Annotated in this window: 26 protein-coding genes and 1 tRNA gene; 12 read left to right on the top strand and 15 right to left on the bottom strand. The window is 29.3% G+C overall.

Annotation, left to right across the window (positions count from 1 at the left end; translation table 11 throughout):
* Window positions 1-18: 18 nt before the first annotated feature.
* From L8V79_RS02480 to rpsU, 9 genes are all read right to left on the bottom strand, one after another.
* Window positions 19-438: a PepSY-like domain-containing protein gene (locus tag L8V79_RS02480; protein WP_263702374.1), complete on the bottom strand. Its 420-nt coding sequence runs from the start codon at window positions 436-438 to the stop codon at window positions 19-21.
* 63 nt (window positions 439-501) lie between these two features.
* Window positions 502-2,214 carry an ATP-binding protein gene (locus tag L8V79_RS02485; protein ID WP_263702375.1) on the bottom strand — a complete coding sequence of 571 codons (1,713 nt, stop codon included), beginning with the start codon at window positions 2,212-2,214 and terminating at the stop codon, window positions 502-504.
* 8 nt (window positions 2,215-2,222) lie between these two features.
* On the bottom strand, window positions 2,223-2,702 hold the full coding sequence (locus tag L8V79_RS02490; protein WP_263702376.1) for a hypothetical protein: 480 nt from the start codon (window positions 2,700-2,702) through the stop codon (window positions 2,223-2,225).
* Window positions 2,699-3,190, bottom strand: a complete 492-nt coding sequence (locus L8V79_RS02495) for a YajQ family cyclic di-GMP-binding protein (protein ID WP_257936082.1) — start codon at window positions 3,188-3,190, stop codon at window positions 2,699-2,701. The genes L8V79_RS02490 and L8V79_RS02495 overlap by 4 nt, the downstream gene beginning before the upstream one ends.
* The gene (locus tag L8V79_RS02500; RefSeq protein WP_263702377.1) at window positions 3,180-4,112 is read right to left on the bottom strand and encodes a D-2-hydroxyacid dehydrogenase; all 933 of its coding nucleotides are present in this window, start codon (window positions 4,110-4,112) and stop codon (window positions 3,180-3,182) included. Before L8V79_RS02500 ends, L8V79_RS02495 begins: the two co-directional genes overlap by 11 nt.
* Complete coding sequence (locus L8V79_RS02505) at window positions 4,112-5,284, bottom strand: glutathionylspermidine synthase family protein (protein ID WP_039629230.1); 1,173 nt, start codon at window positions 5,282-5,284, stop codon at window positions 4,112-4,114. Before L8V79_RS02505 ends, L8V79_RS02500 begins: the two co-directional genes overlap by 1 nt.
* A 9-nt stretch (window positions 5,285-5,293) precedes the next feature.
* The gene (locus L8V79_RS02510; protein ID WP_263702378.1) at window positions 5,294-5,911 is read right to left on the bottom strand and encodes a UPF0323 family lipoprotein; all 618 of its coding nucleotides are present in this window, start codon (window positions 5,909-5,911) and stop codon (window positions 5,294-5,296) included.
* 72 nt (window positions 5,912-5,983) lie between these two features.
* Window positions 5,984-6,589: a LysE family transporter gene (locus L8V79_RS02515; RefSeq protein ID WP_263682805.1), complete on the bottom strand. Its 606-nt coding sequence runs from the start codon at window positions 6,587-6,589 to the stop codon at window positions 5,984-5,986.
* A 41-nt stretch (window positions 6,590-6,630) separates the two neighbouring features.
* The gene (gene rpsU / locus L8V79_RS02520) at window positions 6,631-6,843 is read right to left on the bottom strand and encodes a 30S ribosomal protein S21 (RefSeq protein WP_002780697.1); all 213 of its coding nucleotides are present in this window, start codon (window positions 6,841-6,843) and stop codon (window positions 6,631-6,633) included.
* 184 nt (window positions 6,844-7,027) lie between these two features.
* Between rpsU and ccoG the strand changes: the two genes are divergently transcribed.
* The 5 genes from ccoG to L8V79_RS02545 all read left to right on the top strand — a co-directional run bounded on the left by ccoG (window position 7,028) and on the right by L8V79_RS02545 (window position 14,763).
* The gene (gene ccoG / locus L8V79_RS02525; RefSeq protein ID WP_263702379.1) at window positions 7,028-8,404 is read left to right on the top strand and encodes a cytochrome c oxidase accessory protein CcoG; all 1,377 of its coding nucleotides are present in this window, start codon (window positions 7,028-7,030) and stop codon (window positions 8,402-8,404) included.
* A complete protein-coding gene (locus tag L8V79_RS02530; RefSeq protein ID WP_263682807.1) occupies window positions 8,401-9,027 on the top strand; it encodes a TetR/AcrR family transcriptional regulator in 627 nt (208 codons plus the stop codon). Before ccoG ends, L8V79_RS02530 begins: the two co-directional genes overlap by 4 nt.
* Window positions 9,028-9,108: 81 nt before the next feature.
* Window positions 9,109-10,206 carry an efflux RND transporter periplasmic adaptor subunit gene (locus L8V79_RS02535; protein ID WP_263702380.1) on the top strand — a complete coding sequence of 366 codons (1,098 nt, stop codon included), beginning with the start codon at window positions 9,109-9,111 and terminating at the stop codon, window positions 10,204-10,206.
* Window positions 10,206-13,328 (top strand): efflux RND transporter permease subunit, encoded by a 3,123-nt coding sequence (locus L8V79_RS02540; protein WP_263702381.1) that lies wholly within the window; start codon window positions 10,206-10,208, stop codon window positions 13,326-13,328. Before L8V79_RS02535 ends, L8V79_RS02540 begins: the two co-directional genes overlap by 1 nt.
* Window positions 13,321-14,763 carry an efflux transporter outer membrane subunit gene (locus L8V79_RS02545; RefSeq protein WP_263663667.1) on the top strand — a complete coding sequence of 481 codons (1,443 nt, stop codon included), beginning with the start codon at window positions 13,321-13,323 and terminating at the stop codon, window positions 14,761-14,763. The genes L8V79_RS02540 and L8V79_RS02545 overlap by 8 nt, the downstream gene beginning before the upstream one ends.
* A gap of 18 nt (window positions 14,764-14,781) precedes the next feature.
* Here the strand turns inward: L8V79_RS02545 and L8V79_RS02550 are convergent, their stop codons facing one another.
* Entirely contained in the window at window positions 14,782-14,973 is a 192-nt protein-coding gene (locus L8V79_RS02550) for a mini-MOMP protein (RefSeq protein ID WP_039627274.1), read from the bottom strand.
* 74 nt (window positions 14,974-15,047) lie between these two features.
* On the opposite strand from L8V79_RS02550, the gene L8V79_RS02555 reads away from it, so the two are divergent.
* Window positions 15,048-16,385 (top strand): coproporphyrinogen III oxidase family protein, encoded by a 1,338-nt coding sequence (locus L8V79_RS02555; protein WP_263679321.1) that lies wholly within the window; start codon window positions 15,048-15,050, stop codon window positions 16,383-16,385.
* Between the two features lie 23 nt (window positions 16,386-16,408).
* On the opposite strand, the gene hemJ is transcribed toward L8V79_RS02555, so the two are convergent.
* Genes hemJ through glmM form a run of 3 tightly spaced genes read right to left on the bottom strand, consistent with a single transcriptional unit; the run spans window position 16,409 to window position 18,637 of the window.
* Window positions 16,409-16,858, bottom strand: a complete 450-nt coding sequence (hemJ, locus tag L8V79_RS02560) for a protoporphyrinogen oxidase HemJ (protein ID WP_263702382.1) — start codon at window positions 16,856-16,858, stop codon at window positions 16,409-16,411.
* Window positions 16,852-17,307 carry a signal peptidase II gene (gene lspA / locus L8V79_RS02565; protein ID WP_263702383.1) on the bottom strand — a complete coding sequence of 152 codons (456 nt, stop codon included), beginning with the start codon at window positions 17,305-17,307 and terminating at the stop codon, window positions 16,852-16,854. The genes hemJ and lspA overlap by 7 nt, the downstream gene beginning before the upstream one ends.
* Window positions 17,300-18,637 carry a phosphoglucosamine mutase gene (glmM, locus tag L8V79_RS02570; RefSeq protein ID WP_263702384.1) on the bottom strand — a complete coding sequence of 446 codons (1,338 nt, stop codon included), beginning with the start codon at window positions 18,635-18,637 and terminating at the stop codon, window positions 17,300-17,302. Before glmM ends, lspA begins: the two co-directional genes overlap by 8 nt.
* A gap of 131 nt (window positions 18,638-18,768) precedes the next feature.
* Here glmM and L8V79_RS02575 point away from each other — a divergent pair, with 131 nt between their 5' ends.
* The 3 genes from L8V79_RS02575 (at window position 18,769) to L8V79_RS02585 (ending at window position 21,252) form a co-directional block, all read left to right on the top strand.
* Window positions 18,769-19,944, top strand: a complete 1,176-nt coding sequence (locus L8V79_RS02575; RefSeq protein ID WP_263702385.1) for a YdgA family protein — start codon at window positions 18,769-18,771, stop codon at window positions 19,942-19,944.
* Window positions 19,941-21,131 carry a replication-associated recombination protein A gene (locus L8V79_RS02580; RefSeq protein ID WP_263702386.1) on the top strand — a complete coding sequence of 397 codons (1,191 nt, stop codon included), beginning with the start codon at window positions 19,941-19,943 and terminating at the stop codon, window positions 21,129-21,131. Before L8V79_RS02575 ends, L8V79_RS02580 begins: the two co-directional genes overlap by 4 nt.
* A 45-nt stretch (window positions 21,132-21,176) precedes the next feature.
* A tRNA-Val gene (locus L8V79_RS02585) sits at window positions 21,177-21,252 on the top strand.
* 24 nt (window positions 21,253-21,276) lie between these two features.
* Here the strand turns inward: L8V79_RS02585 and L8V79_RS02590 are convergent.
* The gene (locus L8V79_RS02590) at window positions 21,277-21,897 is read right to left on the bottom strand and encodes a DUF305 domain-containing protein (protein WP_214115518.1); all 621 of its coding nucleotides are present in this window, start codon (window positions 21,895-21,897) and stop codon (window positions 21,277-21,279) included.
* A 121-nt stretch (window positions 21,898-22,018) separates the two neighbouring features.
* Here L8V79_RS02590 and L8V79_RS02595 point away from each other — a divergent pair, with 121 nt between their 5' ends.
* Window positions 22,019-22,651, top strand: a complete 633-nt coding sequence (locus L8V79_RS02595; protein ID WP_039668996.1) for a hypothetical protein — start codon at window positions 22,019-22,021, stop codon at window positions 22,649-22,651.
* A gap of 2 nt (window positions 22,652-22,653) precedes the next feature.
* On the opposite strand, the gene ruvC is transcribed toward L8V79_RS02595, so the two are convergent.
* Window positions 22,654-23,130: a crossover junction endodeoxyribonuclease RuvC gene (ruvC, locus tag L8V79_RS02600; protein WP_039619511.1), complete on the bottom strand. Its 477-nt coding sequence runs from the start codon at window positions 23,128-23,130 to the stop codon at window positions 22,654-22,656.
* Between the two features lie 122 nt (window positions 23,131-23,252).
* Between ruvC and dnaA the strand changes: the two genes are divergently transcribed.
* Together dnaA and dnaN are read left to right on the top strand one after the other, a co-directional pair.
* A complete protein-coding gene (dnaA, locus tag L8V79_RS02605; RefSeq protein WP_263702387.1) occupies window positions 23,253-24,581 on the top strand; it encodes a chromosomal replication initiator protein DnaA in 1,329 nt (442 codons plus the stop codon).
* A 132-nt stretch (window positions 24,582-24,713) separates the two neighbouring features.
* Window positions 24,714-25,781, top strand: a complete 1,068-nt coding sequence (gene dnaN / locus L8V79_RS02610) for a DNA polymerase III subunit beta (RefSeq protein ID WP_263672387.1) — start codon at window positions 24,714-24,716, stop codon at window positions 25,779-25,781.
* Window position 25,782: the final 1 nt, after the last annotated feature.

Genomic DNA, 25,782 nt, shown 5'->3' on the forward strand with positions numbered 1-25,782 from the left:
GATATAAAGGTGGGTTGATTAGTCATCAAATTTTTGACCTAAAATATTACCTTTAAAATCTGTATAAATTTCCATCATATTATTTGTTCTGAATTTATAACCATTAATTCTTTTATCTACTTCTACAATAGCTGCATTTGGTTGCGCTGCTTGCACTTTTGCAACAACTTCTTTTGGGATAAATCCTGTTGGAATGCCTTTGTATTTACCATCAACTTCTTTCCAGTCTCCATTAATGATAAAATCAATTTCTGTTCCATCAACCAAATTTACTTCGTAAGAATCCACGTCTTGTTTTACATAACCTACATTTACTCCTTTAAAATGAGTGTTTAAAAACTCTTGAGCCTTTTGAGGTAAAGCACTTGGACTAACAATCATATCTGCAAACATAGAACTTGCACAAACCAAACTAGCCAACATTAATTTCATTTTCATTTTTTCTCCTTTAACTAAAAGTTGAAAGAATGATATTATTTGCTTGTGAAATTTGTGTGAATTTTAATTTTTAAAGCCAACTATCTTATTTTTATCAAATGAAGATTCTATTTCTTTTTCTATGGTGTGTAAAAAATCACTCATTTTAAAAACACCATCTTTAGAAATAGCCGCTTTTAAAGCCGTATTTTTAACCACCATTACAATTTGAGCTCCACTTAATTCATATGAGGCTAATTTTTTTAAATCAAAAGTACCTTCAAATTTAGCATTTTTAGGCAAAGCTTTTTGCCATATCATTAAGCGTTGTTCATAATTTGGCTTTTTAAATTCAATTTTATACTCAAATCTTCTTGAAAAAGCCACATCTAAGCTTTCTAAAAAGTTAGTTGTTGCTATGATAACTCCACTAAAGCGCTCGATTTGTTCCAAAAAAATATTTTGCATTTGATTATGCATTTTATCAGCACCAGCGCTACTTTCTACTCTAGTACTTAAAAACTGATCCGCCTCATTTAAAAGTAAAATAGGGCTTTGCTTACTTGTTTGGCAAAGCTCTTTATAAGTATCAAAAATCTTTCTTACATTTTGTTCACTCTCGCCCACATATTTACTTAAAATTTTCGAGCAATCAAAACTCAAAATGGATTTTTTCATAGCTTTTGCCATACTTAGCGCACTCATAGTCTTACCCGTACCAGCAGGGCCATAGAAAATTATCTTAGCTTCTATGTTTTTATTGGTTTTTATACCCCATTTATTTAATCTTTCTAAAACCTTTTTATCTTGTTGTTTTAATATGCTTTCTAACAAATCTTTAGTACTTTGGGGCATAATAACATCATCTATATTGATATTTGGCTCGATTAGCTCAAAAATATCTTGCTCTTTAACTAAATTTTGAAGTTTAATTTTTTTATTTTTCTTTGGTTCTTTAAAATTAATAATTCTTTGTAAAATATCATCACTTAAATAAAAAATCTTAGTTATATCACCCAAAGAATTAACAAATTCATCATATTCTAAAAGATTTGAACTAAGTAGCTTAGAATCTTCTTCTAGCAAAGCTTTATTTTCTTGCTTTTGAGCCTCATCCTCGCTAATTAAATGAAGCAAAAAATTAAAATCTCTACTATAAGAATTTTCAGTATTTAGTAAATACTCTTCTTTTAACAAACTAATAAATATCAAACATTCATTATCGTTTAAAGCATATTCTTTAAAAATATCTGCTAAAACATTAGAAATTTTACTTTTCTTTAAACGCTCTTTAATGTATACTTCAAAGGTGGTTATATCTTTTTTAATATTCTTGCTTTGAGAACTTTTAGCAAAAAAACGCAATCTTTGATAAAGCTCGATTTTAAAAAATTCATCTTTTAAATATGCAATATGATCTTCATAAATTTGATCTTGCATATAATCTTGTATGGTTTTATTTTCTAAGACTTGCAAGAAGACTTCACTTAAACTTAACTCACATTGTAGCAAATTTAAAAGCAAGCTTGAGTTTTTACTTGCTTTAAAATCAGAAAAAATTTGAACAATAAAACCTTTTTCTATAAGATTTTTAAGATCTTTTAAATGATCTAAATACTCATACTCATCATTTTTAAAAACTTCGCTAAGAAGATTATAAGCATTAGTACTTGCATTTGCTTGCAAATAATTTTTGCATAAATGCTTTAAGATTAAAATTTCATCTTCACTACATTGTAAGTTTTTATAAATATTGCTTTTAAAAGTATCATTAAGAAAAAGTTTTAAATCTTTCATATTTTCCTTTATATTGACTTTATGCTAAATTTGATTTTGGATTTTTTATCATTAAAACTCATATTTTTATCACAAACCTCATAAAAAATATCATAATTTTTACTTACAATCTTTTGAGTAAAACCACAAGAAGTAGTTTGTTTATTTTTTCCATAAAAAATAGGTCTTTTGTAGATTAGATCTTGTAAAAAATCATCATAATATTCATTATTAAAAAATCTGTTATTAAAAAAAGTTTTTGCATAGCATATGCCATTAACACAAATTTTATCGCTAATTTTTAATTCAAGTAAGGCTTTAGAAGCACTATAAAGCTCTAAACTTGTAAAATTTTTTCCCTCATATAAAAAACCATAATCAGCAAATTTAAACTCTGGAGTTTTTAAAATAACATAAGCACTTTGTGCTTGTGTTTTACTTTTTAAAACACAAGAGTTTAAAAAAACACACACAAAACACAAAAAAACTATTTGAAGTAAAGTTTTCATTTAAGATTTTTAAAACTAAGATTAAGTTCTAAATTGAGTTCTTTTACTATTTTCATCACGCTTTGCAAATCATCAATTTGCTTACCAACTACGCGAATTTCATTACCTCTAATGCTTGAAGTTACCTTTAGCTTGCTATCTTTTATAGCTTTATTAATCTTCTTAGCACTATCAGTATCAATAGCGTCATTAACTTTTAAATTCAGTCTAAAATTTGCTCCACTTTCCCTGCTTAACTCTTTAATACCATTAGGGTTTATCCCTCTTTTAATAAGCTTTGAAATAACAATATCTTTTAACACTTCAAGCTTTGCTTCACTAGAGCAAGTAAGCTTATAAACACTTTCTTTTTCATTTAACTCTATTTCACTTTTAATGCCTTTTAAATCATATCTACTATCAAGCTCTTTTTTAGCTTGTTCTAAAGCATTTTTTAACTCTTGCTTGTCAATTTCCCCACTAATATCAAAACTATGTTCACTTGCCATTTTCTATAAACTCCTTAAGATTATTAAATACAATTTGGACTAAATTTTGTATGGATTCTTCACTTGCCCATGCAACATGTGGAGTGATGATTAAATTTTCTTTATTTTTAATACCAAACAAAGGATGATTTTTAATCATAGGTTCTATTTCAAGTACATCAAGCCCTACTTTGATATTTTTTTCATTCATAACTTGAGCTAAATCTGCTTCATTAATGATTCCACCACGTCCTACATTAATCAAGATAGCCTCATCTTTTAAAAGCATTAGTTCTTTTTTGCTTAATAAATTTTTTGTCTTATCATTCAAAGGCGCATGTATGCTAATTACATCACAAGTTTTTAAAAGCTCTTCAAGGCTTACTTTTTCATATTCATCATTATTATTAGTCCCTGAGGTAGAATAATAACAAATTTTAGAACCAAACATTTGAGAAACCTTAGCTACTTCCTTACCTATAGCTCCAAGTCCTATAATACCATGTTTTTTACCAGTTAAAGTATGCAAAGTCTTACTAAAATCACAAAACATTTTACTCTCACACCATTTGCCTTCTTTACTCCATTTATCATAATATGGAATTTGATTTAAAAAAGCAAAAAGCAAGGCAAATGTATGGCTTAAAACACTTTTTGTAGAATAACTAGCTGCATTTTTTACCACTATACCTTTAGAATTTGCATAAGCTACATCTATATTATTTACCCCTGTACCAAGTTGTAAAATAAGTTTTAGATTGGTGCTATCAATCACTTTTTTATCAATGATGATTTTATTTATCATCACAACTTGCGCATTAGCTATTCTTGCAATAACCTCATCTTTAGAAGTTAAGTCATAACTTACAAACTCGCCAAGACTTTCAAAAACCGTTAAATCCGCTCCACCTAAGGTAGCAGTATCTAAGCATACTATTTTCATTAATCTTTTACTATATGTCCTACAAATTTAGAATAATTATCAAGCACCAAACCACCTTTTCTAAAACCTAATCCACAACCCTCATAAGCAAAGAAAACTCCTGCTTGATAATAATCATTTTCATTTTTGTTAAACTCAGCAAATTCTTGATATACAAAGCGATTATTTTGATAATCTCCCTTTGTTTCAAAACTTACATCTCCATTAGCTTCTATAATAGAAACATTGGCTCCTTCTCTACCAAAAACAGGTTTTTTAACACATTTTTTACCCACTAAAGGTTGATCACTTGTTTCAAGCAATAAAGGATGATTTGGATAAAGCTCCCATAAAATTTTCATTATACCTTTACTTTGAAAAAGTAAAGTATAAGCAGGATTTAAAATGATTGCTTTTTGATTTTGCATGATTTGAGTTAAAAGCATAGCAAGCTCACCCTCTTCTATGGCTATACTCTCCCAAGGAATGAGTTTGAAAAAATACTCAAAATTTACATCATTTTTAAAAACACCTTCGGGCGAAAATTCTACTTCATCTATAAAAGAAAACTCACTCTCAAAACCTGCTTCACTAGCAATGTGTGCTAAAAGTTTGGTTGTGATCATATCCTCATCACTGCCTGCAATTGAAGAAAATAATATCTTCCAACCCTCATAATATTTTTCAAACTCACTTACATCTTCTTCTAAAGTGATAAGTCTTTTAAAATTATCTTTTAAGGCTTCATATATATTATTAAATTGCGAGCTTTCATCTAGGTTATTTTGCTTTAAAATAGCCCATTGTAAAATAGCACTTTCAAATAAAGATGTTGGAGTATCAGCATTAAATTCTATTAGCTTTATAGGCTTACCATCAAGTCCACCTGCTAAGTCAAATCTACCATATAAATGCCAATGCACATCATTTTCCCAACTCATCTTAATCGCATCAACCAAATTAAAAGGAATTCCAAGCTCATCAAAACGATCATTATCAATCACTTCTTGCGCAGCAGCCACAAACATATCATAAAGTTCATTTACTGCTTCATAATATGCATTTGCTTCATTTTCCCTAACACAAACTAAATTAGAATCTAAATAATCACTTCCATCATTATCTGTATGCCATGAAAAGCCAATTTGATCTAAATATGATTTTTCTAAAGGATTTACTTTTAAAAAATTCATTTTTTACCCTTAAGATCCAAAAGAGTTAGAAGAACTTGAGGTAGCCTTAGAGCCACCACCAAAAAAGCCTGATTTTTTCGCACTTGAGCTTGAAGTAGCACTTGTACTTGCTTTATTAAAGCTATTTACACTTCTTTGATAAGCACTTTGATTTGAAAATGCTCCTCTTTGTTGATTTGCAAAATTTTGATTATTAAAAAGCTTTGAACCTATCCAACTACCAAGTATAGCACCAGCTGCACTTGCAAGCAATGTTTCGCCTAAAGAAAGTCCTCCGCTACTCATTTGAGCGTTATTTGGATTTGTTAAATTTGAGGTACCATTGTCTATTTTAGCAGCTTCTTCTTGGATTAATTTATCCATTTCTTCTTTACTTAAAACTCTTTCTGTACCATCAAGTTGTTTTAAAACCACCCTAGTTTCATCACTTGGAAATTGATCTTTGATTTTGTATTGATTTGGAGCGGTTTCTTCAATGATAACAAAAGCACCTTGAGTATTTGCTGCTTGGCTTAATGCATTATTAGAATCATTTGTATTGTTGCTACACGCACTTAAAGCACCGCCACTTATAGCAGCAATACCGCTTATCATACTAAGCTTAAGTATAGTTTTTATATGTTTCATAATCTTTCCTAAATTTATAAGTTTAACTTAATAAGATTTTAACAAAAAAAGTATTAATAAAAATTAATTGCTTTAATTTATCATAATCATTAAATTACTACTTAAAATAAATACAGCAAAAGCAAAAAATATAAAAGCACTTAAATAATCAATAAGTTTTAAATTCTTTTGATAAATTCTTACCATGAAAGGTTTTGAAAATAATAAAGAAATCAAAGAAAAGTAAATTATGGTTTCTAAGATCAAAACAAACACTAATACTATCAACATCCATCGCATTTGAGCAAAATCAAAACTTGCAAAAACACTAGCAAAATAAAAAATAACTTTTGGATTTGATAAATTTGTTATAACGCCACTTAAAAATGCAGATATATGAGTTTTTTGAACTTTTATATTACCTATTTTTGTATTTTTATAAATCCCATAAGATAAATACAAAAGATAGCAAGCTCCAAAGCTTGATAAAACGATTTGCAAAAATGGAAATTGATGAAAAATCACACTCAAGCCAAGTATAGAAAGTATAATCCACACACTCATGGCTAAACTCACACCCAAACTTGCTTTTAAAGCACTTTTAATACCTTCTCTTAAAGCACAAGAACTTACTAAGAAAAAATCAGGTCCTGGTAAAATAAGTCCAAAAAAATGAATGATTAAAATCCAAAGAAACATAAAAATAATCGAAGAAAAGCCGAAAATTCGGCTTTTTGGTATTAGAGTCTTGACTCGTAGCGTCTAAGCATATAAAGTCTTTTAAGCATTTTTTTGCGAGCTGAAATTTTTTGTTTTTTGCGAATTTCAGTCATAGGCTCAAAAAATCTTCTTGCGCGAACTTCAGTAACAACTAGATTTCTATCTACTTGTTTTTTGAATTTTCTATACGCTTCATCAAAAGACTCGTTAGGATGCACCTTGATTCCTGGCACGACCCTCACCACCTTTCGTTAAAAATTTGAAAGTTTTGATTATACCATAATTTTACTTGAAAATAAAATTTATTTTTGTAATAATTACATAAATAAAAATTAAACATAAATTCTTAATTAAGACAAAGTTTGGTTTAATTTTTCTAGTATTACAATTAAAAAAATATTTTACAAGGAAATCAAAATGAGTGCCTGTGTCACTAATTATACTAAGAAAAGATATATAGCTTATATCGTTTCCATGGTTATTTTCATTGCTTTGCCTTTTATCAAAATCAATGGAAATCATTTCTTTTTATTAAGTTTTGATCATAAAAAACTTAATTTATTTTTTATAGCTTTTGATACCCAAGAGCTTTATTTAATGCCATTTCTTATTATGGGTATGTTTTTAACCATACTTTTTGTTACTACCTTAGCAGGAAGAATTTGGTGTGCATGGAGTTGTCCTCAAACCATTGCTAGGGTTATTTATAGAGATTTATTGCAAACAAAAATATTTAAAATACACAAAAGCACAGCAAACAAACAAAAACAAGTCGATGGATTTTTTATCAAAAAAGCTTTAAGCATTGTGATTTTTTATCTTTTTTCTCTATTAATGATGAGTGCATTTTTATGGTATTTTGTACCACCTGAAGATTTTTTTGTATATATTCAAAACCCTGCTGATCATTTATTGCTTTTGGGAATTTTGTTTTGTGCTTCTTTGGCCTTTACTTTTGATATAGTGTATTTGGGTGAAAAATTTTGTGTTTATGTATGCCCTTATGCAAGAATTCAATCTGTAATGTTTGATAATAATACCGTTCAAGTCATTTATGATGATAAAAGAGGTGGAGTGATTTATGATGGGCATACTAAACTTTATCAAAAACCACCACAAGGTGAATGCATAGGATGTGAAGCCTGTGTAAAAATTTGTCCTACACATATAGATATACGCCAAGGAATGCAACTTGAGTGTATTAATTGTCTTGAATGTGCTGACGCTTGCTCGAAAATTCAAGCTAAATTTGATCGCCCTAGTTTGATTAATTGGACTAGTGCAAAAGCTATTGAAACAAGAGAGAAGGTAAAATATTTTAGATTTAGAACTATCGGATATTTAGTAGTTTTATGTGGTGTTTTTGCAGCCTTAGTTTTAATGGGAAGCAAAAAAGAAAATATGCTTTTAAATATTAATCGCTCTAGTGAGCTTTATCAAATTAGAAAAGCACATGATGGAGAATTAATTATTAGCAATGCTTATGTATTTTTATTCCAAAACACTGATAATAAAGCACATGATTATTATTTTGATGTGAAATTACAAGGTATTGATGATGGTTTAGAAATCATTAGACCAAAAAAACCTTTTAAATTAAAAGCTGGAGAAAAAGATAAACAAATAGTTGTACTAAAAGCTACTAAAAAACTAGCTGATAATGATAGAAAAGATACCGTAATACCTTTAACTATTAAAGCATATGCACTTGATGATAAAAATATCATAATCACAAGAGAAAGTAATTTTGTCTATCCTAAAAACTCAATTATAGAGCACAAAAAACACCAATGATAAAAAAACTTTCTTCAAAATCTCAAGCAAGGCTTGAAAAAATCAAACAAATTGCTGCGGAGTCGTTTTTAGAAAACGGCTACGAAGCAACCAATCTTAAAGATATTATCAAGCAAGCTGGTGGTTCATTTTCTTGTGTATATGAGCATTTTAAAAGTAAAGAAGGTTTATTTGAAGCGGTTTTAAATGATTTTGCAGAAAATCATTTTCTAGCTATTTTGAAAAAAAATATGCAACTTTCACCCAATGCTAATTTAGAAGAATTTTTATATCAATTTGCTAAAGCTTATTTGGGAATTTTTAATGACGCTAAAACCATAGCTATAGTAAGGCTTTTATATTCTGAAATTTATAATGAAAAATTTGATTTTGGGAAGTGGTTTAAAGGAAGCAATAGAAAAGAAGTAGAATATGTTCTTCAAAAAAGATTTGAAGAAGAAAATAATGAAAATTTAGCCAAAAATGCTGAATTTTTAAGCTATACATTTTGTGCTATGCTTAGGGGAACCTTTTTTATACAAAGTACTTTTGAAAATAAGGTTTTAATGAGTAAAAAAGAGCAACAAAATCATGCAAAAAAAGTTGTTAAGCTTTTTACTCAAGGAATTGTTAATTTTAATTAACCAAAGATTGATAGAATAACAATCATACAATTTTGTAATATAAATTACTTTTTTAGCTAAATAAATAATTTAAGGAAACCAATGAAAACAAAACTTTTAACTCTAGCTTGTGCCTCGCTTATATTTGTAGCATGCTCAGATAATAAAAATGCACAAGTTAAACAACTCCCTCCTCAACCTGTAAGTATTATGACTATGCAAAGTGCTAATTTACCTTTAGAATTTACTTATCCTGCAAGATTAAGCACTGAGTTAGATGTGGTGATCAAGCCTAAAGTAAGCGGTGAAATCAAAGCAAAATATTTCAAAAGTGGCCAAGCTGTTAAAAAAGGCGATAAGCTTTTTCTTATAGAGCCTGATAAATACCAAGCAACTGTAAATATGGCTTATGGAGATGCTTTAGTCGCAAGAGCAAATTTTGATGATGCTGAAAAAAATTTCAAAAGAGATCAAATTCTAATAGAAAAAAATGCTATTTCACAAAAAGAATTTGATGCAAGTTTGGCTAAATTTAATTCTACCAAGGCTAATTTAGAAAGTGCTAGAGCAAAGCTTGCTAATGCAAGATTGGACTTAAAATACACCGTGGTAAGCGCTCCATTTGATGGGGTTTTAGGAGATGCACTAATGGATGTGGGTGATTATGTAAATGCTTCATCAACTGAGCTTGTACGCATTACAAACATTAATCCAATCTTTGCAGACTTTTATATTTCTGATGTAGATAAAATCAATATGAATAAAAATATTCAAAGTGGCAACTGGCAATTAGAAAATATCCAAGTACAAGCTAATGTCGGCGGAGAGCTTTTTAATGGAAAATTGTATTTTATAGATAGCGTTATAGACACTCGTAGTGGTGGAGTAAAAGCAAAGGCTATTTTTGATAATAATAACTCAAGCTTAATGCCTGGTTCTTTTGCAAATGTTCATGTTGGTGGTTTTGTTCAAAAAGATGGTTTTGAAATTCCTCAAGCTGCACTTTTACAAGATGATAGCGCTACTTATGTTTATACCTTAGTAGATGGAAAAGTAGTTAAAACTATTGTTAATGTTATCTATCAGACTTCTGATAAAGCAATCATCGACAAGGGCTTAAAAAATGGCGATAAAGTGATTTTAAATAACTTCAAAAAAATCCGTCCTGGTGCAAGCGTTAGCGTAATGGAGAATAAATAATGTTTTCTAAATTTTTTATAGAAAGACCTGTATTTGCTTCTGTTGTAGCTATTATCATTTCTTTAGCAGGGATTATAGGGCTTTATTCTTTACCTGTAGAACAATACCCTTCTCTAACTCCACCCGTTGTAAAAGTAAGTGCAAATTACTCAGGTGCTGATGCTCAAACAGTGGCTCAAACAGTGGCTATTCCTCTTGAAGATGCAATCAATGGAGTTGAAAATATGATTTATATGGATTCAACTTCAAGCTCTTCAGGTGATATGAGTTTAAGTGTGTATTTTAACATAGGTACAGATCCTGACCAAGCAACAGTTGATGTTAATAATAGAATTTCAGCTGCTATGGCAAAACTACCTGAAGATGTTAAAAAAACCGGTGTTAGTGTAAGAAAAACTGGCTCAAGCATTTTAGAGGTTGCTACTTTGTATTCTCCTGATGGTTCTATGGATTCACTTGAAGTATATAATTACGCTGCATTAAATATCTTAGATGATCTTGCCAGGGTTCCTGGTGTGGGTAATGCTGTAGCTATTGGCTCAAGAAATTATTCTATGAGAATTTGGCTTAATCCTGATTTATTAAACAAATACCAAGTTACTGCAACTGATGTTATCGCTGCAGTTAGTGAGCAAAATGCTCAATATGCTACTGGTAAGATAGGTCAAGAGCCTGTGGTAGAAAGATCTCCTTATGTGTATTCAGTAACTATGCAAGGAAGGTTAAAAAATACCAAAGAATTTGAAGATATTATCATAAGAGCAAATAGCGATGGCTCTTTTTTAAGACTTAAAGATGTGGCTGAAGTTTCTTTGGGCTCAAGAGAATATACATTCAATGGTAGATTAAATGGAAATGATGCAACTCCTATTTTGATTTTCTTACAAACTGGAGCAAATGCAGTAAGTACAGCTGAATTAGTACAGAAAAAATTTGAAGAACTTTCTAAAAGTTTTCCTGAGGGCTTAGCTTATAAAGTGCCTTATGATACAACTATATTTATTAAAGCTTCTATTAAAGAAGTGGTAAAAACTTTTTTTGAAGCACTTATTTTAGTTGTGATTGTAATGTATTTATTCTTAAAAAATTTCCGCTCAACTATCATACCTATGATTGCTGTGCCTGTTTCTATTTTAGGAACTTTTGCAGGATTATATGTCTTAGGCTTTAGTATTAACTTACTTACACTTTTTGCTTTAGTTTTGGCCATTGGTATTGTTGTTGATGATGCGATTATTGTGGTTGAAAATATCGATAGAATCATGCATGAAGATCCAAATATAAGCATAAAAGAAGCAGCTATTAAAGCCATGGATGAAGTTGCTGCGCCTGTTGTATCTATCGTTCTTGTACTTTGTGCAGTATTTATACCTGTTTCATTTATATCTGGCTTTGTGGGAGAAATTCAAAAACAATTTGCTATAACCCTTGCAATTTCAGTTACAATTTCAGGTTTTGTGGCTTTAACTCTAACTCCTTCTTTGTGTGCGATTTTTTTGAAAAGAAACGAGGGTGAACCATTTTATTTTGTGAAAAAATTTAATGATATTTTTGATTGGTCTACTGAAGTTTTTGGAGCCGGAGTAGCTTATATACTTAAAAGAACTGTACGTTTTGTTATAATATTTTTTCTTTTAATAGGTGGTTTATATGGATTATTTAAATTAGTACCAAACTCACTTGTTCCAGCTGAAGATCAAGGAAATTTTTTAACTATTGTTAATCTACCTGCAGCATCTTCTCTTAATAGAACTACTCAATCCATGGATGCTATGGCAGAAGAACTACGCAAAAATGAAAACATAACAAATATTGTAGGTCTTATAGGTTATGATCTTTTCACAGGCTCTTTAAAAGAAAATGCCGGTGCAATGTTTGTGAATTTAAAAGATTGGAACGATAGAGATACTAGTAGTTTTGATTTAACAGGAATGTATAACAAACAATACTTTTTAAATCCAAATTTCCAAACTTTCTTTGTTAATCCACCGCCAATCCAAGGCTTAAGTTTAACTGGTGGTTTTGAAATGTATGCACAAAATCGTGGTGGTAAAAGCTATGATGAAATTCAAGCGGATGTAAATAAATTAGTTGAAGCAGCAAACAAACGTCCTGAACTTAACAACGTAAGAACAACGCTTGATACTAATTTCCCGCAATTAAAATTAAAAATTGATCGTGATAAAGTAAAACTTTATGGTTTAAATTTAGCTGATGTATTTAGCACGCTAAATGCTACTATAGGGACTTATTATGTAAATGATTTTTCTATGCTTGGGAAAAATTATCGTGTAAATATTAGCGCCATTGGAGATTTTAGAAATACACAAAATGCTTTAAAAAACATCTTTGTTAGAGCAAAAGATGGTTCTATGATAGCCTTAGATAGCGTTTTAACACTTCATAGAGGGGTTGGACCTGATGATGTAAAACGCTTTAATATGTTCCCATCAGCACTAGTACAAGGTGATCCTGCTCCTGGTTATACTTCAGGACAAGCAATCGATGCTATTGCACAAGTTGCTAAAGAAACTTTAGGAGAGGATTATTCTATTGCTTGGGCAGGTTCAGCTTATCAAGAAGTTACAAGTAGTGGTGCAGGTCAAGTAGCTTTTGTACTAGGACTTTTATTTGTATTTTTAATCCTAGCGGCTCAGTATGAAAGATGGCTCATGCCTTTAGCAGTAATCACTGCTGTACCTTTTGCGGTATTTGGCTCTTTACTTCTTGTATGGCTTAGAGGCTTAGAAAATGATATATATTTTCAAACAGGGCTTTTACTTTTAATAGGTCTTTCAGCTAAAAATGCCATTTTGATTGTTGAGTTTGCCATGGAAGAACACCTTAAAAAAGGAAAAAGTATTTTTGAAGCTTCTATTAGCGCAGCAAAATTAAGATTTAGACCTATTGTAATGACTTCATTAGCATTTATTTGTGGTATTTTACCTTTATACTTTGCTTATGGAGCAGGAAGCGCTAGTCGTCATGCAATAGGCACGGGTGTCATAGGGGGTATGATAGCAGCTTCTACTATAGCCATTTTCTTTGTACCTTTATTTTTCTATTTACTAGAAAGTTTTAATAAATGGCTTGATAAAAAAAGAGGTAAAATCAATGCGTAAGTTAATAATTTTTGCAAGTTGTTTTTTAATAACAGCTTGTAGTTTAAAACCAAATTTAGAAATCAAAGATGTAAATTACACTAAAAGTTTAGATCAAAACATTAGCATTAATAAACAATGGTGGAAAGCTTTTGATGATAATTATTTAAACACCTTAGTCGATCAAGCTTTAAAAAACAATAACGACTTGCAAATTGCATATATGAATTTACAAAAAGCTTATGAAACTTTAGGTATAGCAAGAAGTGATTTGCTTCCTAAGCTTGATGGAAGTGCTAGTGGAGCAAGAGGAAAAACTAGCATTAATGCTCCAAGCAACAAAAGCAATGAATTTGCTTATGGTAATGATTTTAATATGGGTTTAAATTTAAGCTATGAAGTAGATTTATGGGGCAAATACAGAGATACTTATGGTGCTTCAAAAGCAAAATTACAAGCTAGTGAATTTGACTATGAAAGTGCGAGATTAAGCTTAATTTCTAATGTAGTAAAAACTTATTTTAATCTAGCAAGCTTAAGCGAGCAGGTAAAAATTTTAGAAGAAACAACTCAAAGTTATCAAAAAACTTATGAGTTAAAATTAGAGCATTTTAAACTTGGAGTGATTAGTGAGTATGAGCTTAACAAATTTAAAGCTGAGCTTGAAAATTCAAGAGTTTTACTCACAAATGCTAAAATTCAAAAAGAAGCTAATACTAAAGCTTTAAAAATCTTAACTTCAAATGATATTGATGATATACTTTATAATAGCATAGAGTATAAAAAAATAGGACAATACGAACTTAGCATACCTGAGGGCATTGGCAGTGAAATTTTACTTCAAAGACCCGATGTGCAAGCTAGTTTAAAAACTTTAGAAGAAAAAAACTATCTTGTTGGAGTAGCTAGAACTGCATTTTTACCAAACCTTTCTTTAACAGGACTTTTGGGCTTTCAAAGTAATGATTTAGATCTTTTAGTCAAACATGGAAGCAATACTTGGAATGTAGCTGGAAATTTTGCAATGCCGATTTTTCATTGGGGTGAGATTATGAATAATGTTAATATTGCAAAACTTACCAAAGATGAAGCATTTTTACAATATGAAAATACCTTAAAAACAGCCTTTGGGGAAATAAGACTTGCTTTATTTAACCGCCAAAGCTATTATGAAAATGAGCAAAATTATAAAAATTTATTTCTAGCTCAAAGTAAAATTTATGAAATTTCCACCTTAAGATATGAAAATGGTGTGATTAACTTGGCTGATTTTTTACAAGATCAAAGAAATTACTTAAATGCTAAACTTTCTTATACTAACTCATCTTATGAGCTTGCAAATTCCATTGTAGATGTTATGAAAGCTTTTGGTGGAGGATTTAACGCTAAAGAAGAATCAAAAGAAAACATCAAAGCTATGGAAGAAAACTTAAAGGAAAACTTTTATAACAACTAAGTCTTTAAGGCTTAGTTGTTAATGCATTTGAATTTGAATTCTTTGATTAAAATTATTATTTCCTCTATCTTTTGGGCTATTATGCTCAAAACGATAACGCATACTACCTGAAACATTAACATCTTGGAAAATTTCATCTAAAGGCGCAGAATTTGACACACTTATAAGTCCTAGTAAAAATACAAAAAATGCTATAAAAATCTTTTTCATTATAAAGCCTTTATAAAAATATGATACAATTATAGTCTTTTTAAATAACTACAAAATGAAAATTTAGGAAAAATATGAATTTTTTACAAAACCTAGCTCTTTCTTACTCACACAAAGCTATGCAAAAATCTTTAGAAAATGGTTTTGATGTGAAACTTTTAAAAGAAGGACAAGAAAAAAAAGTTAATCCAAAAAAATCTTATATGCTTTATGCTCACATACCATTTTGTCATACTTTTTGCCCATATTGTAGCTTTCATAAGTATTATTACAATGAAGATTTAGCAAAAAGATATTTTGAAAGTTTAAGAGAAGAAATCAAACAAGTCAAAGATAAAGGATTTGATTTTACTTCTATGTATGTGGGTGGTGGCACTACTTTGATCAACGAAGAAGAGCTTGCTAAAACTTTAGAACTTTGCAAAAAATTATTTAACATCAAAGAAATTTCTTGTGAAACCGATCCAAACCATATTGACCCAAAAAAATTAGAAATGTTTAAAGGGCTTATAGATCGTTTAAGTTGCGGTATACAAAGTTTTGATGATGATACTTTAAAAAAAGTAGCAAGATATCATAAATTTGGTTCAAGTAAAGAACTTCAAGAAAAACTCTCTAAAGCCATAGGCGTGCTTCCTATTATGAGTCTTGATTTGATTTTTAATTTTCCTTCTCAAACCAAAGAGCAATTACTCAATGATTTAGAAATAGCTAAAAGCTTAAAACCTCAACAAATCACAACTTATCCTTTGATGAAATCCAATTTAACCAAAGATAATATCGCAAAAACTTTAGGAGTAAGTTTTAAAGATAATGAATTTGAGTTTTATAAAATCATTGTAGATTTTTTCAAAGATTATGAAAGAAATAATGCATGGTCATTTTCTTTAGAAAAAAGTAGCTTTAATGATGAGTATGTAAGTAGCCATCATGAGTATTTAGGCGTTGGAAGTGGGGCTTTTAGCTTTTTAGATGGAGAACTTTTAATCAATGCTTTTAATTTAAATGATTATTCTAAACTCATCAAAGAAAAACAAAATGCAAATATTGCTAAAGCTAATTTTGGTAAAAAAGAAATCATCAAATATGTCTTTTTAACCGAAATGTTTACTGGTAAAATCGAAATTGATAAATTTAACAAAACTTTAGATTGTAATTTAGAAAAAGATCTTTTCATCGAGCTTTTGGGCCTTAAACTAAGTAAAGCTATAAAAAAAGAAAACAATACTTTATATACAAGTGAATTTGGACGTTATTTGTTTATGGTATTAATGAAAGATTTTTACACAGGTATGGATTTAGTGCGTGCTGTATTTAGAGATGATAAACGCTTACAAGATAAAGAACGCATTAATATCATGCAAGAAAATGTTGATCCACTTGATTTTAAAAGTATGGAGTTTAAAGGATAAAAAGCCTTTTTTAAGGCTTTTTATTAAAATGGTCTTACCACCATCATTATCGCAATAATTATAAATAATATCGTTGGAATTTCATTATAAGCTCTAAAGAATTTCCCGCTTTTTTTGCAAGTATCATTTTGAAGTTGTCTATAATAATAATAATTTTGCAAATGATAAATGATCAAAAGCAAAGCACAGGTTAATTTAGCATGCATATACCCACCTATCATTAACACATCTTTATTAGCCATCATCATTAAGCTTCCAGTGATTGCAGTAGCTATCATCGCAGGAGTTTGGATATAAAAATACAATTTTCTTTCTTGAATTTTCACCACTTCTACAAAGCCTTTATTGTCTTTATGTTCTGTATGATATACAAAAAGTCTTGGCAAATAAAACAATCCAGCCATCCATGAAACAAAAGCCAAATAATGCACCATTTTAATCCATAAATACCATTCATTCAAAAAATCTAACATTTTTCTCCTTTTTTATTAAAAATTTCTTTTATTAAAATCAAAGCTACGCTAATGTTTATCATCACATCAGCTAAATTAAACACAGCAAATTCAAACCACTTATGCCAAAATACAAAATCCACTACACCTATATGCACAAAGCGATCAAGTAAATTAGAACACCCAGCAGATAGCATAATAGCAAAAGCAATCAAATGCGTTTTAAAAAAGTCTTTTTGATAAAGCAAATACCCAAACAAAGCCAAAATAAAAACAAGCTGTATATATTTTAAATACTCTCCTAAAAAGGCAAACATTGAAAAGGCCACACCGGTATTATAGGTTAAAACTAAATCAAAAAATTCACCCTTATACTCAAGCCCTTGTAAAAACAAACACTTGCTTGCTTGATCTAGTATAAAAACTAAAGCAAAAACAAGCCAAAATTTTAAAGGCAAGATTTTAAGCATTCAATGCTTTCATAAAAAAGCTTTCCACAGCTTTCATTTCTTTTTCTAAAAGCTTAATATCCTTTGCTTCAAGCAATAAGCGTATTAAATTTTCTGTACCTGAATATCTAAACAAACTAGCAATTCCTTTTTTTTCTAAATCTTTTTTCAACTCATCTAAACCTGCAAGCTTGCTTAAGTCTTTTTTCTCTGAAATTTTAAGATTATGCAAAAGTTGTGGGTAAGGCTTAACTTGATTTAAAATTTCACTTGCACTTTTTGCCTCACTAAGCATTAAAGCACTAAATTGCAAAGCAGCTACCAAACCATCTCCGGTTTTTGCATAGTCACTAAAGATAATATGCCCGCTTTGTTCCCCACCAAAATTTCCACCACATTCTTTGAGTTTTTCAAGCACGTATTTATCGCCTACATTGCAAGTTTCATGTGTGATTTTATGTTTAGTTAAAAACTCTTTTAAAGCACCATTGCTCATTATAGTGCTAACCACGCTTGATTTTAGCCTGCCTTGTTTTTTCAAAAATAAAGCTAAAACACCCAAAAGACTATCTCCATGAGCTACTTCGCCTTTTTCATCCACAACAACCAAACGATCTGCATCCCCATCAAAAGCAAAACCCACATCTGCTCTAAATTTCTTTACTTCCAAAGCCAAATTTAAAGGATGCAATGCTCCACAATTTTCATTGATATTTAAACCATTTGGCTTATCATTGATCACGATCACATCTGCACCAAGTTCTTTAAAAACCGTAGGTGCTACCTTATAAGAAGCCCCATGAGCCACATCTAAAACAACGCGCAAAGACTTTAAAGTCAACTCTTTAGGAAAAGAATTTTTTATAGAAACAATATATCTTCCTATTACATCATCAATTCTTTTTGCTTGACCAATTTGTGATTTTGTTGTTCTTGCTTCTTCTATGAGTTTATCATTAAAATAAATTTCTTCTATTTTTGCTTCTGCTTGCTCATCAAGTTTATTTCCATGTGCATCAAAAAATTTAATGCCATTATCATAGTAAGGATTATGCGAAGCTGATATCATAATACCTGCATCACAACGCATATCTTCAGTTAAAAACGCAATAGCAGGTGTTGGCATAGGGCCTATTTCTATAACATTATAACCTATAGAAGTAAGTCCTGAAACGATAGCATTTTCTATCATATAACCGCTTCTTCTTGTATCTTTTCCTACTAAGATATTATTTGTAAGGGCTTTATCTTTAAAATAAATTCCAGCAGCCATAGCTAAACGCATAGCTAAAAACGAATCCAAAAATTCCCCTGCTTTACCGCGTACCCCATCTGTTCCAAAAAGTTTCATTTTTTTACCTTTGATTTTAAATAGTGCAATTATAAGAAAAAAAGTTAAGTAATGTATAAATGTGAGAATTTTATAAGCATTAGTTAGTAATAAAAATATATAATTTTTAAAATTTCACTTAAGGAAAATGAATGAAAAAAATCATCGCAGGGGTTGTAGTAGTTGTTTTATTAGTTATAGGGTTTTTTGCCTCAGCTTCTTACATTAACACTATCAATGGAAAAATATTTGCTCAAATGAGTCAAGATACACTATATTACAGCGTTGAAGATGCTAACTATACCAAAGGACTTTTAAATTCCAAAGGAAGTTTTATAGCTACACTAAATGACTTACCTTATAGTTTTAAAGTGAATGTAGATTTTTCTAATAATTTTTTTGCAAGTAATAATGCCATCGTTTCTATTTTAAATGAAAATGAAGACTTAAAAGGCATTTTCCCAAATGAAGAAATCTTTAAAATCTTAGTTAGTGCAAAAGGCGGAGACATTAACATCAATGCAAAAATAAACGATATTAATTTCACCCGCAATGATACAAATTTAGTTTTAAATAATACATCTTTTAAGATTAGAGGTTCTGAGGAATTTGTAAAAAATATGGAGCTTAATCTAGGTTATGTTTTATTAGAACAACTATCTCATGAAGAAAAATTAGAAGCAAAAAATATCAAAATTTCTGAATTTCCTATACAAAAATTAAGTTTTAGTGATATTTTTAGCCCTAGTAGAAATAGTGAGCAAAATATAAGCATTGATAGTGCTAATTTTATAAGTTCCATTGCTTTTGACTTTGATAAATTAAAAATTTTTGCAAAAACAGCTCAAAATGCTCAAAATGATTATGATAGTGTTTTAAAACTAGATTTAGCTAAATTTAACCTTGCAAATGAAAACTTTATACTAAATAACATTAACTTAGATATGAATTTTAATAATCTTTCTAAAAAAGCTTATGATAGCTTAGTGCAAAACTCAAATACTGATATTTTTTCTATGATGCTTTTAGCAAGTCAGTTTTTAAAAGCAAACCCACAAATCATCTTAAATAACCTAAGCTTTGAAAAAAAAGGTAAAAAATTTGATGCAAATGGACAAACTATTTTCACTGAAAATAATATAAAATCACAATTTCACGCAAACACTGAAATTCTTCCTAGTCAAATTTGGCCTGATTTTGCAAATTTTGATACTTATTTTGTAGATAATAATGGCTCGTATGTGCTTGATTTTATCTATGATGATTCTAATAAAAGTGATGTTACAACTATCATTAATGGTGAAAGACTCATCATAGATCCACAATGACAAATTTAAGCTTAACTTTTCGTCCTAAAACTTTAGATGAGGTTTTAGGACAAGAGAATTTAGTAGAAATTTTTAAAAAATTCATACAAGTTTCAAAACTCCCTCATAGTATATTTTTTGGCCCAGCAGGTTGTGGGAAGACTTCTTTTGCAAGAGCAATAGCGTATGAGTATAAACTAGACTTTTATGAGTTTGATGGAGGAAATTTTAAACTTGAAGAGCTTAGAAAAATACTAAGTAATTATGAAAATTCTTTATATAAACCTTTGATATTTATCGATGAGGTGCATAGACTTTCAAAAACCCAACAAGAAATGCTTTTAATCCCTTTGGAAAATCAAAAATGCCTTTTCATAGGTGCAAGCACTGAAAACCCTTACTTTACTTTAACTTCAGGCATAAGAAGCAGAAGTATGCTCTTTGAATTTAAAGGTTTAGAGTATAAAGACTTAGAAAAACTCGCCACAAAGGTACAAGAAAAACTCCAATGTAAAATCGATGATGATGCTAAAGACTTTTTAATCACTTCTAGCGCAAATGATGCAAGAAGTTTTTTAAATTTATGCGAGTTTGCTTTGACTTTAGATAGCACTCATATCACACTTGAAACTTTAAAAAAATTAAGAGCAAATGTTTTAAGCGATGGTACTTCAAGTAAAGACACACACTATAAACTAGCTAGTTCTATGATAAAAAGCTTAAGAGGAAGTGATGTGGATGCGAGTTTGTATTATCTTGCGAGGTTGATCGATGGGGGTGAAAGTGCGGATTTCATAGCTAGAAGATTAGTGATATTTGCAAGTGAAGATATCTCAAATGCAAATCCACAAGCACTTAATCTAGCCACAAGCACACTCATAGCAGTAAAAAACATAGGCTATCCTGAAGCTAGGATCATCTTAGCTCAATGTGTGGTATTTTTAGCAAGTTCGCCTAAGTCAAACTCAAGCTATCTTGCTATAAATGAAGCACTAAATTATGTGCAAAACAATCCTGCGTTAAAAATACTTCCTTATCTTGATAATAACAACCCTCAAAGAAAAAACTACCTTTACCCGCATGATTTTGGTGGCTGGGTTAAGCAAAGATATCTAGAAAAAGATTTGAAATTTTATTATAGCAAAGGCATAGGTTTTGAAGCACAGCTAGATTTATGGCTAAACGATATGAAAAAAGTTAAAAAGTGATTTTAAGCACAATGTAAAAATATTTTTATATAATTTTCATTTTTTGGTTCCGTAGCTCAGTTGGTAGAGCACCACCTTGACATGGTGGTGGTCGTTGGTTCAAGTCCAATCGGAGCCACCATTTTTATTTCTTTCGATTAATTCACTACATATATTTTAACAAATTCGTAAATTCTTGAATTTCTTTTTCTTGATCTAAGATGATTTTTTTCGCTATATCAGTGATAGTTTTGTCTTTAGAATAAAATAAAATTTGTTTTGAAGCATCTACTGCACCTTGATGATGTGCTATCATCGCTTCTAAAAAGTCTTTATTGATGTTTTTGCTTTCTTTAACCGAGCTCATTAAAATCATCATTTTTTGCATTAACTCTTTTTCTTCTTGAACGAATTTTTTATAAGTTTCTTCATCAATTTGAGTTTTTGTATAAAGATTTTTATCTAGAATTTCTTGAAATTCTTGGATTTCTTTTTCTTGAGCTTTGATGATATTTTGAGCGATTTTTTTCATCTCTTCACTTTTTGTATGTTCTAACAAAATCTTAGATGAGTCAATAGCACCTTGATGATGTGGGATCATATTAGCTAAAAAATCTCTTTCTATGTCATTGCTTTGTACTAAAGGATTTTTCATCATAGGTTCATGCATACTCATCATGATTTGTGATGAAATACTTCCAGAAGCTCCATGATGAGCATGGTGAGAATTTGCAGCAAATAAAGCACTTGCTAAAACTAAACTTGAAACTATAGTTTTTATTTTCATTTATTTCCTTAAACTTTTAATTTAAAATCAAAAATATATAAAAATATCACAAACTAAAATTAACAAAAAAATTCAATTTTTTTTTGTTATAATTTATATAAAAATATCACAAGGATGGAAAATGCTTAAAGAACTACTTGAAATAAAAAAAGAAATGGAACCTATAATTCATGATTGTTCAGTAAAAATTCAAGTAGCCGCAAGAGAAGTAATCGTAAGAAAAAGAGAATATGAAATTTATGGGCCTATGATAGATAGAGTATATCTTGATAATGCCATTTATATTAAAATTTTTGGTAGTGGGCGTGATACAAAAAGCACAAAAGTAGATATTAAAAACGGCTTATATATGGTGTATGTAGCTCCTGATAAACCAACTAATCAAGAAATCATGAATAAACTAAAAATCGCATTTGAAAGTATAGATAATAAATTCATTTCAAGAATTTTAGAACTCAATAGAAGAATGAAAGAAGTGATTAATAAAACCCAAGCAACCCTAGCAAAAGCATCAAATATGAATGTTTTAATAGAAACTAATCTAGGCGAAGCAAGTGCTGCACATAAGTTTGTAATCACTATCAAGTATCTAAAAGATAATCAAAAATTAGAATTAAAAAATTCAAAATCTGCAGGTAGCTTTAGAGATACCAAAAATCACATCAACCTAGTAGTAGAAAAAAGTACTGATTCAGCAGTATGTGAAAAACTTTTACATGATGTTGAAATTTATTTTATAGGAAATGGAAAATAAAATTACTTTTTCACTCTCAAATTTGCTAAATGCGTCAAAGCCACCGCAATAGCATCTGTGATATCAAGTGGCTTAATATCTTTTGAAATTCCAAGCAATCTTTTCACCATAAAAGCTACTTGTTCTTTAGTAGCTTTTGCTTTACCTGTTACGGTTTTTTTTACTTGCAAAGGTGTGTATTCTGCAAATTCTCCATGGGTTTGTAAGATTTTTAAACTCAAAGCTCCACGAAATTGTGCTAGTTTTAAAACCGTTTTTGGATTATAAGCAAAAAATATATCTTCTATAGCTACCTCATCAAATTGATGATTTTTAAAGATTAAATCAAGTCCTTCACATAATTCTGTGATTTGATACTGCAAATCATTAGGTTTGATTTTGATAAGCCCTGCTTCTATGAGTTGATTTTTATTATTAATCCTTTCTACAATAGCATATCCACAATACCTAGAACCAGGATCTATCCCTAAAACTTTCAAACTTTTCACCTTTTTATTCACATAGATGTGAAATTTAAATTTTTATGTGAATAATTTTAACCATTTTTTATAAAAAATAAGCTAGAATTTTAAGTTTTACATCATAATTTATAAGAAAAATAATGAATATAAAAGATTTTTTACTTGAGTTTAAAACTGAAATTAGCAATAACGAATACAATACTTACATTTCTCACTTACAATTTAGTGAAAAGTTAAGTAAAAATAATATCTTAATATTTATCGCACCAAATCATTTTTTGGCTAAATTTATACAAACAAAATATGCACAAAAACTAGCTTATTTTTACGAAGTAAAAACAGGAATTAATCCTCAAGTTAAAATCATCACAAATGATCAAAAGGTAGAAAAAAAACATTTTTCTACAGATATTTCACAGATTAAATTTCAAAGTACTATTTTAAACCCTTCTTTTACTTTTGAAAGTTTTGTTGTAGGAGATTCTAATCAATTTGCCTATGCAACTTGCAAAGCCATTACTGATAAAAGCAAACTTGGAAAATTATACAATCCTATCTTTATCTATGGCCCTACAGGACTTGGAAAAACTCACTTACTTCAAGCTGTCGGAAATGTGTGTTTGGATAATGGATATAAAGTTATTTATGCTACAAGTGATAATTTTATCAATGATTTTACCATGCATTTAAATAACAAAACCATGAGTAAATTCCATGAAAAATACAAAAATTGCGATGTTTTACTCATCGATGATGTGCAGTTTTTAGGTAAAACAGACAAAATTCAAGAAGAATTTTTCTTTACTTTTAATGAAATCAAAGAAAAATTTGGACAAATCATCATGACAAGTGATAATCCTCCAAATATGCTAAAAGGCATAACAGAACGCTTAAAAAGTCGTTTTGCAAACGGGATCATCGCAGATATCACTCCACCTCAACTTGATACAAAAATCGCAATTATCAAGAAAAAATGCGAATTTAATGCTATTTATCTCAAACCTGAAGTCATAAGCTACATCGCTACTTCAATGGGAGATAATATCCGAGAAATAGAAGGCATGATTACAAATTTAAATGCCCAAGCAAGGCTTTTTAACCAAGAAATCACTTTAGAAATCGTTAAAAGCTTTATGAAAGATCACATTAAAGAAACAAAAGAAAATATCAATGTTGAAGACATACTTGCTGATGTTTCAAAAAGCTATAATCTTAAACCTAATGATATAAAATCAAATAAAAAAACACAAAATATCGTTATGGCAAGAAGGGTTGTGATATTTTTAGCAAGAGAGCTAACGACTATGTCTATGCCTCAGCTTGCTAGATTTTTTAATATGAAAGATCACACCGCCATTTCACATAATATTAAAAAAATTCAAGAACTAATGAGTGAAAATGAAAATTTAAAAGCCATAGTAGAAGAATTAAGAAATAAAATTTTGACAAAAATAAAAAGCACCCTGTGAATAAAAGTGAAAAACAAAAAATTTTATTCTACGAGTAAAATTTCTATAAAAAAAGACTTATAAAAAGCATTTCACATTTTCACATTGCCTATTATTATGATAAAATAAATTTAAAAAATAAAGGAAGTAAAAATGAAAATTAGCATTAACAAAAACACTTTAGAATCTGCCATAGTTTTAACTAATTCTTATGTAGATAAAAAAGACTCAAGCAATATCGCTTCTCACTTACTTTTTGAAGTAGTTGAAGATAAATTAATCATAAGAGCAAGTGATTATGAAATAGGTATTAATTATAAAATCAAAAAAATCAAAGTTGAAAGTGCAGGTTTTGCAACTGCTAATGCTAAAAGTATTTTAGATATTATAAAAAGTTTAAATAACGAAGATGTAGTCTTAGAAACCATAGAAAATTTCCTTTTTATTAGACAAAAAGGAACTAAATATAAACTTCCTATGTTTAATTATGAAGATTTTCCAAATTTCCCAAGCACTGAAGGAAAAGATAAATTTAATATTGATTCAAGTGATTTAAGTAGATCTTTGAAAAAAATCCTACCTGCAGTTGATACAAATAATCCAAAGTATTCTTTAAATGGTGCTTTACTTGATATAAAAACTACTCACATTAGCTTCGTAGGAACAGATACAAAACGCTTAGCAGTTTTCACACTTAATAAAACAAATGAAAAAGAATTTAACCTTTGTATCCCTAAAAAAGCTATTTTAGAAATGCAAAAAATCTTTTTTGAAAAAATTGAAATTTATTATGATGAAAATATATTGATTGCAAAAAATGATAATTTTGAGTTTTTTACAAAACTTATCAATGATAAATTCCCTGATTATGAAAGAGTAATTCCAAAAAATATCACAAAAGAATTTATTTTTAAAACAGAAGAATTTATGGATGCATTGAAAAAAATCAATGTAATTACTGAAAAAATGAAATTAAATTTCCATAAAGATAAACTTGTATTTGAAGGTATTAGTTTAGATAATATGGAAGCAAAAACTGAACTTGAAATGGAACTTAATATAGATGAGGAATTTAATCTTTGTATAAAAAATAAATTCATCACTGACTTTTTAAATTCTATTGAAAGTGAAACATTTAAACTTAGCATAAATGAACCTCATATGGCATTTTTAGTTTCAAGTGAAGAATTACAAACTGTAATTATGCCAGTTATTTTATAAG

Source organism: Campylobacter sp. IFREMER_LSEM_CL2194, from assembly GCF_025771685.1.
In the GTDB taxonomy this organism is placed as follows: domain Bacteria; phylum Campylobacterota; class Campylobacteria; order Campylobacterales; family Campylobacteraceae; genus Campylobacter_D.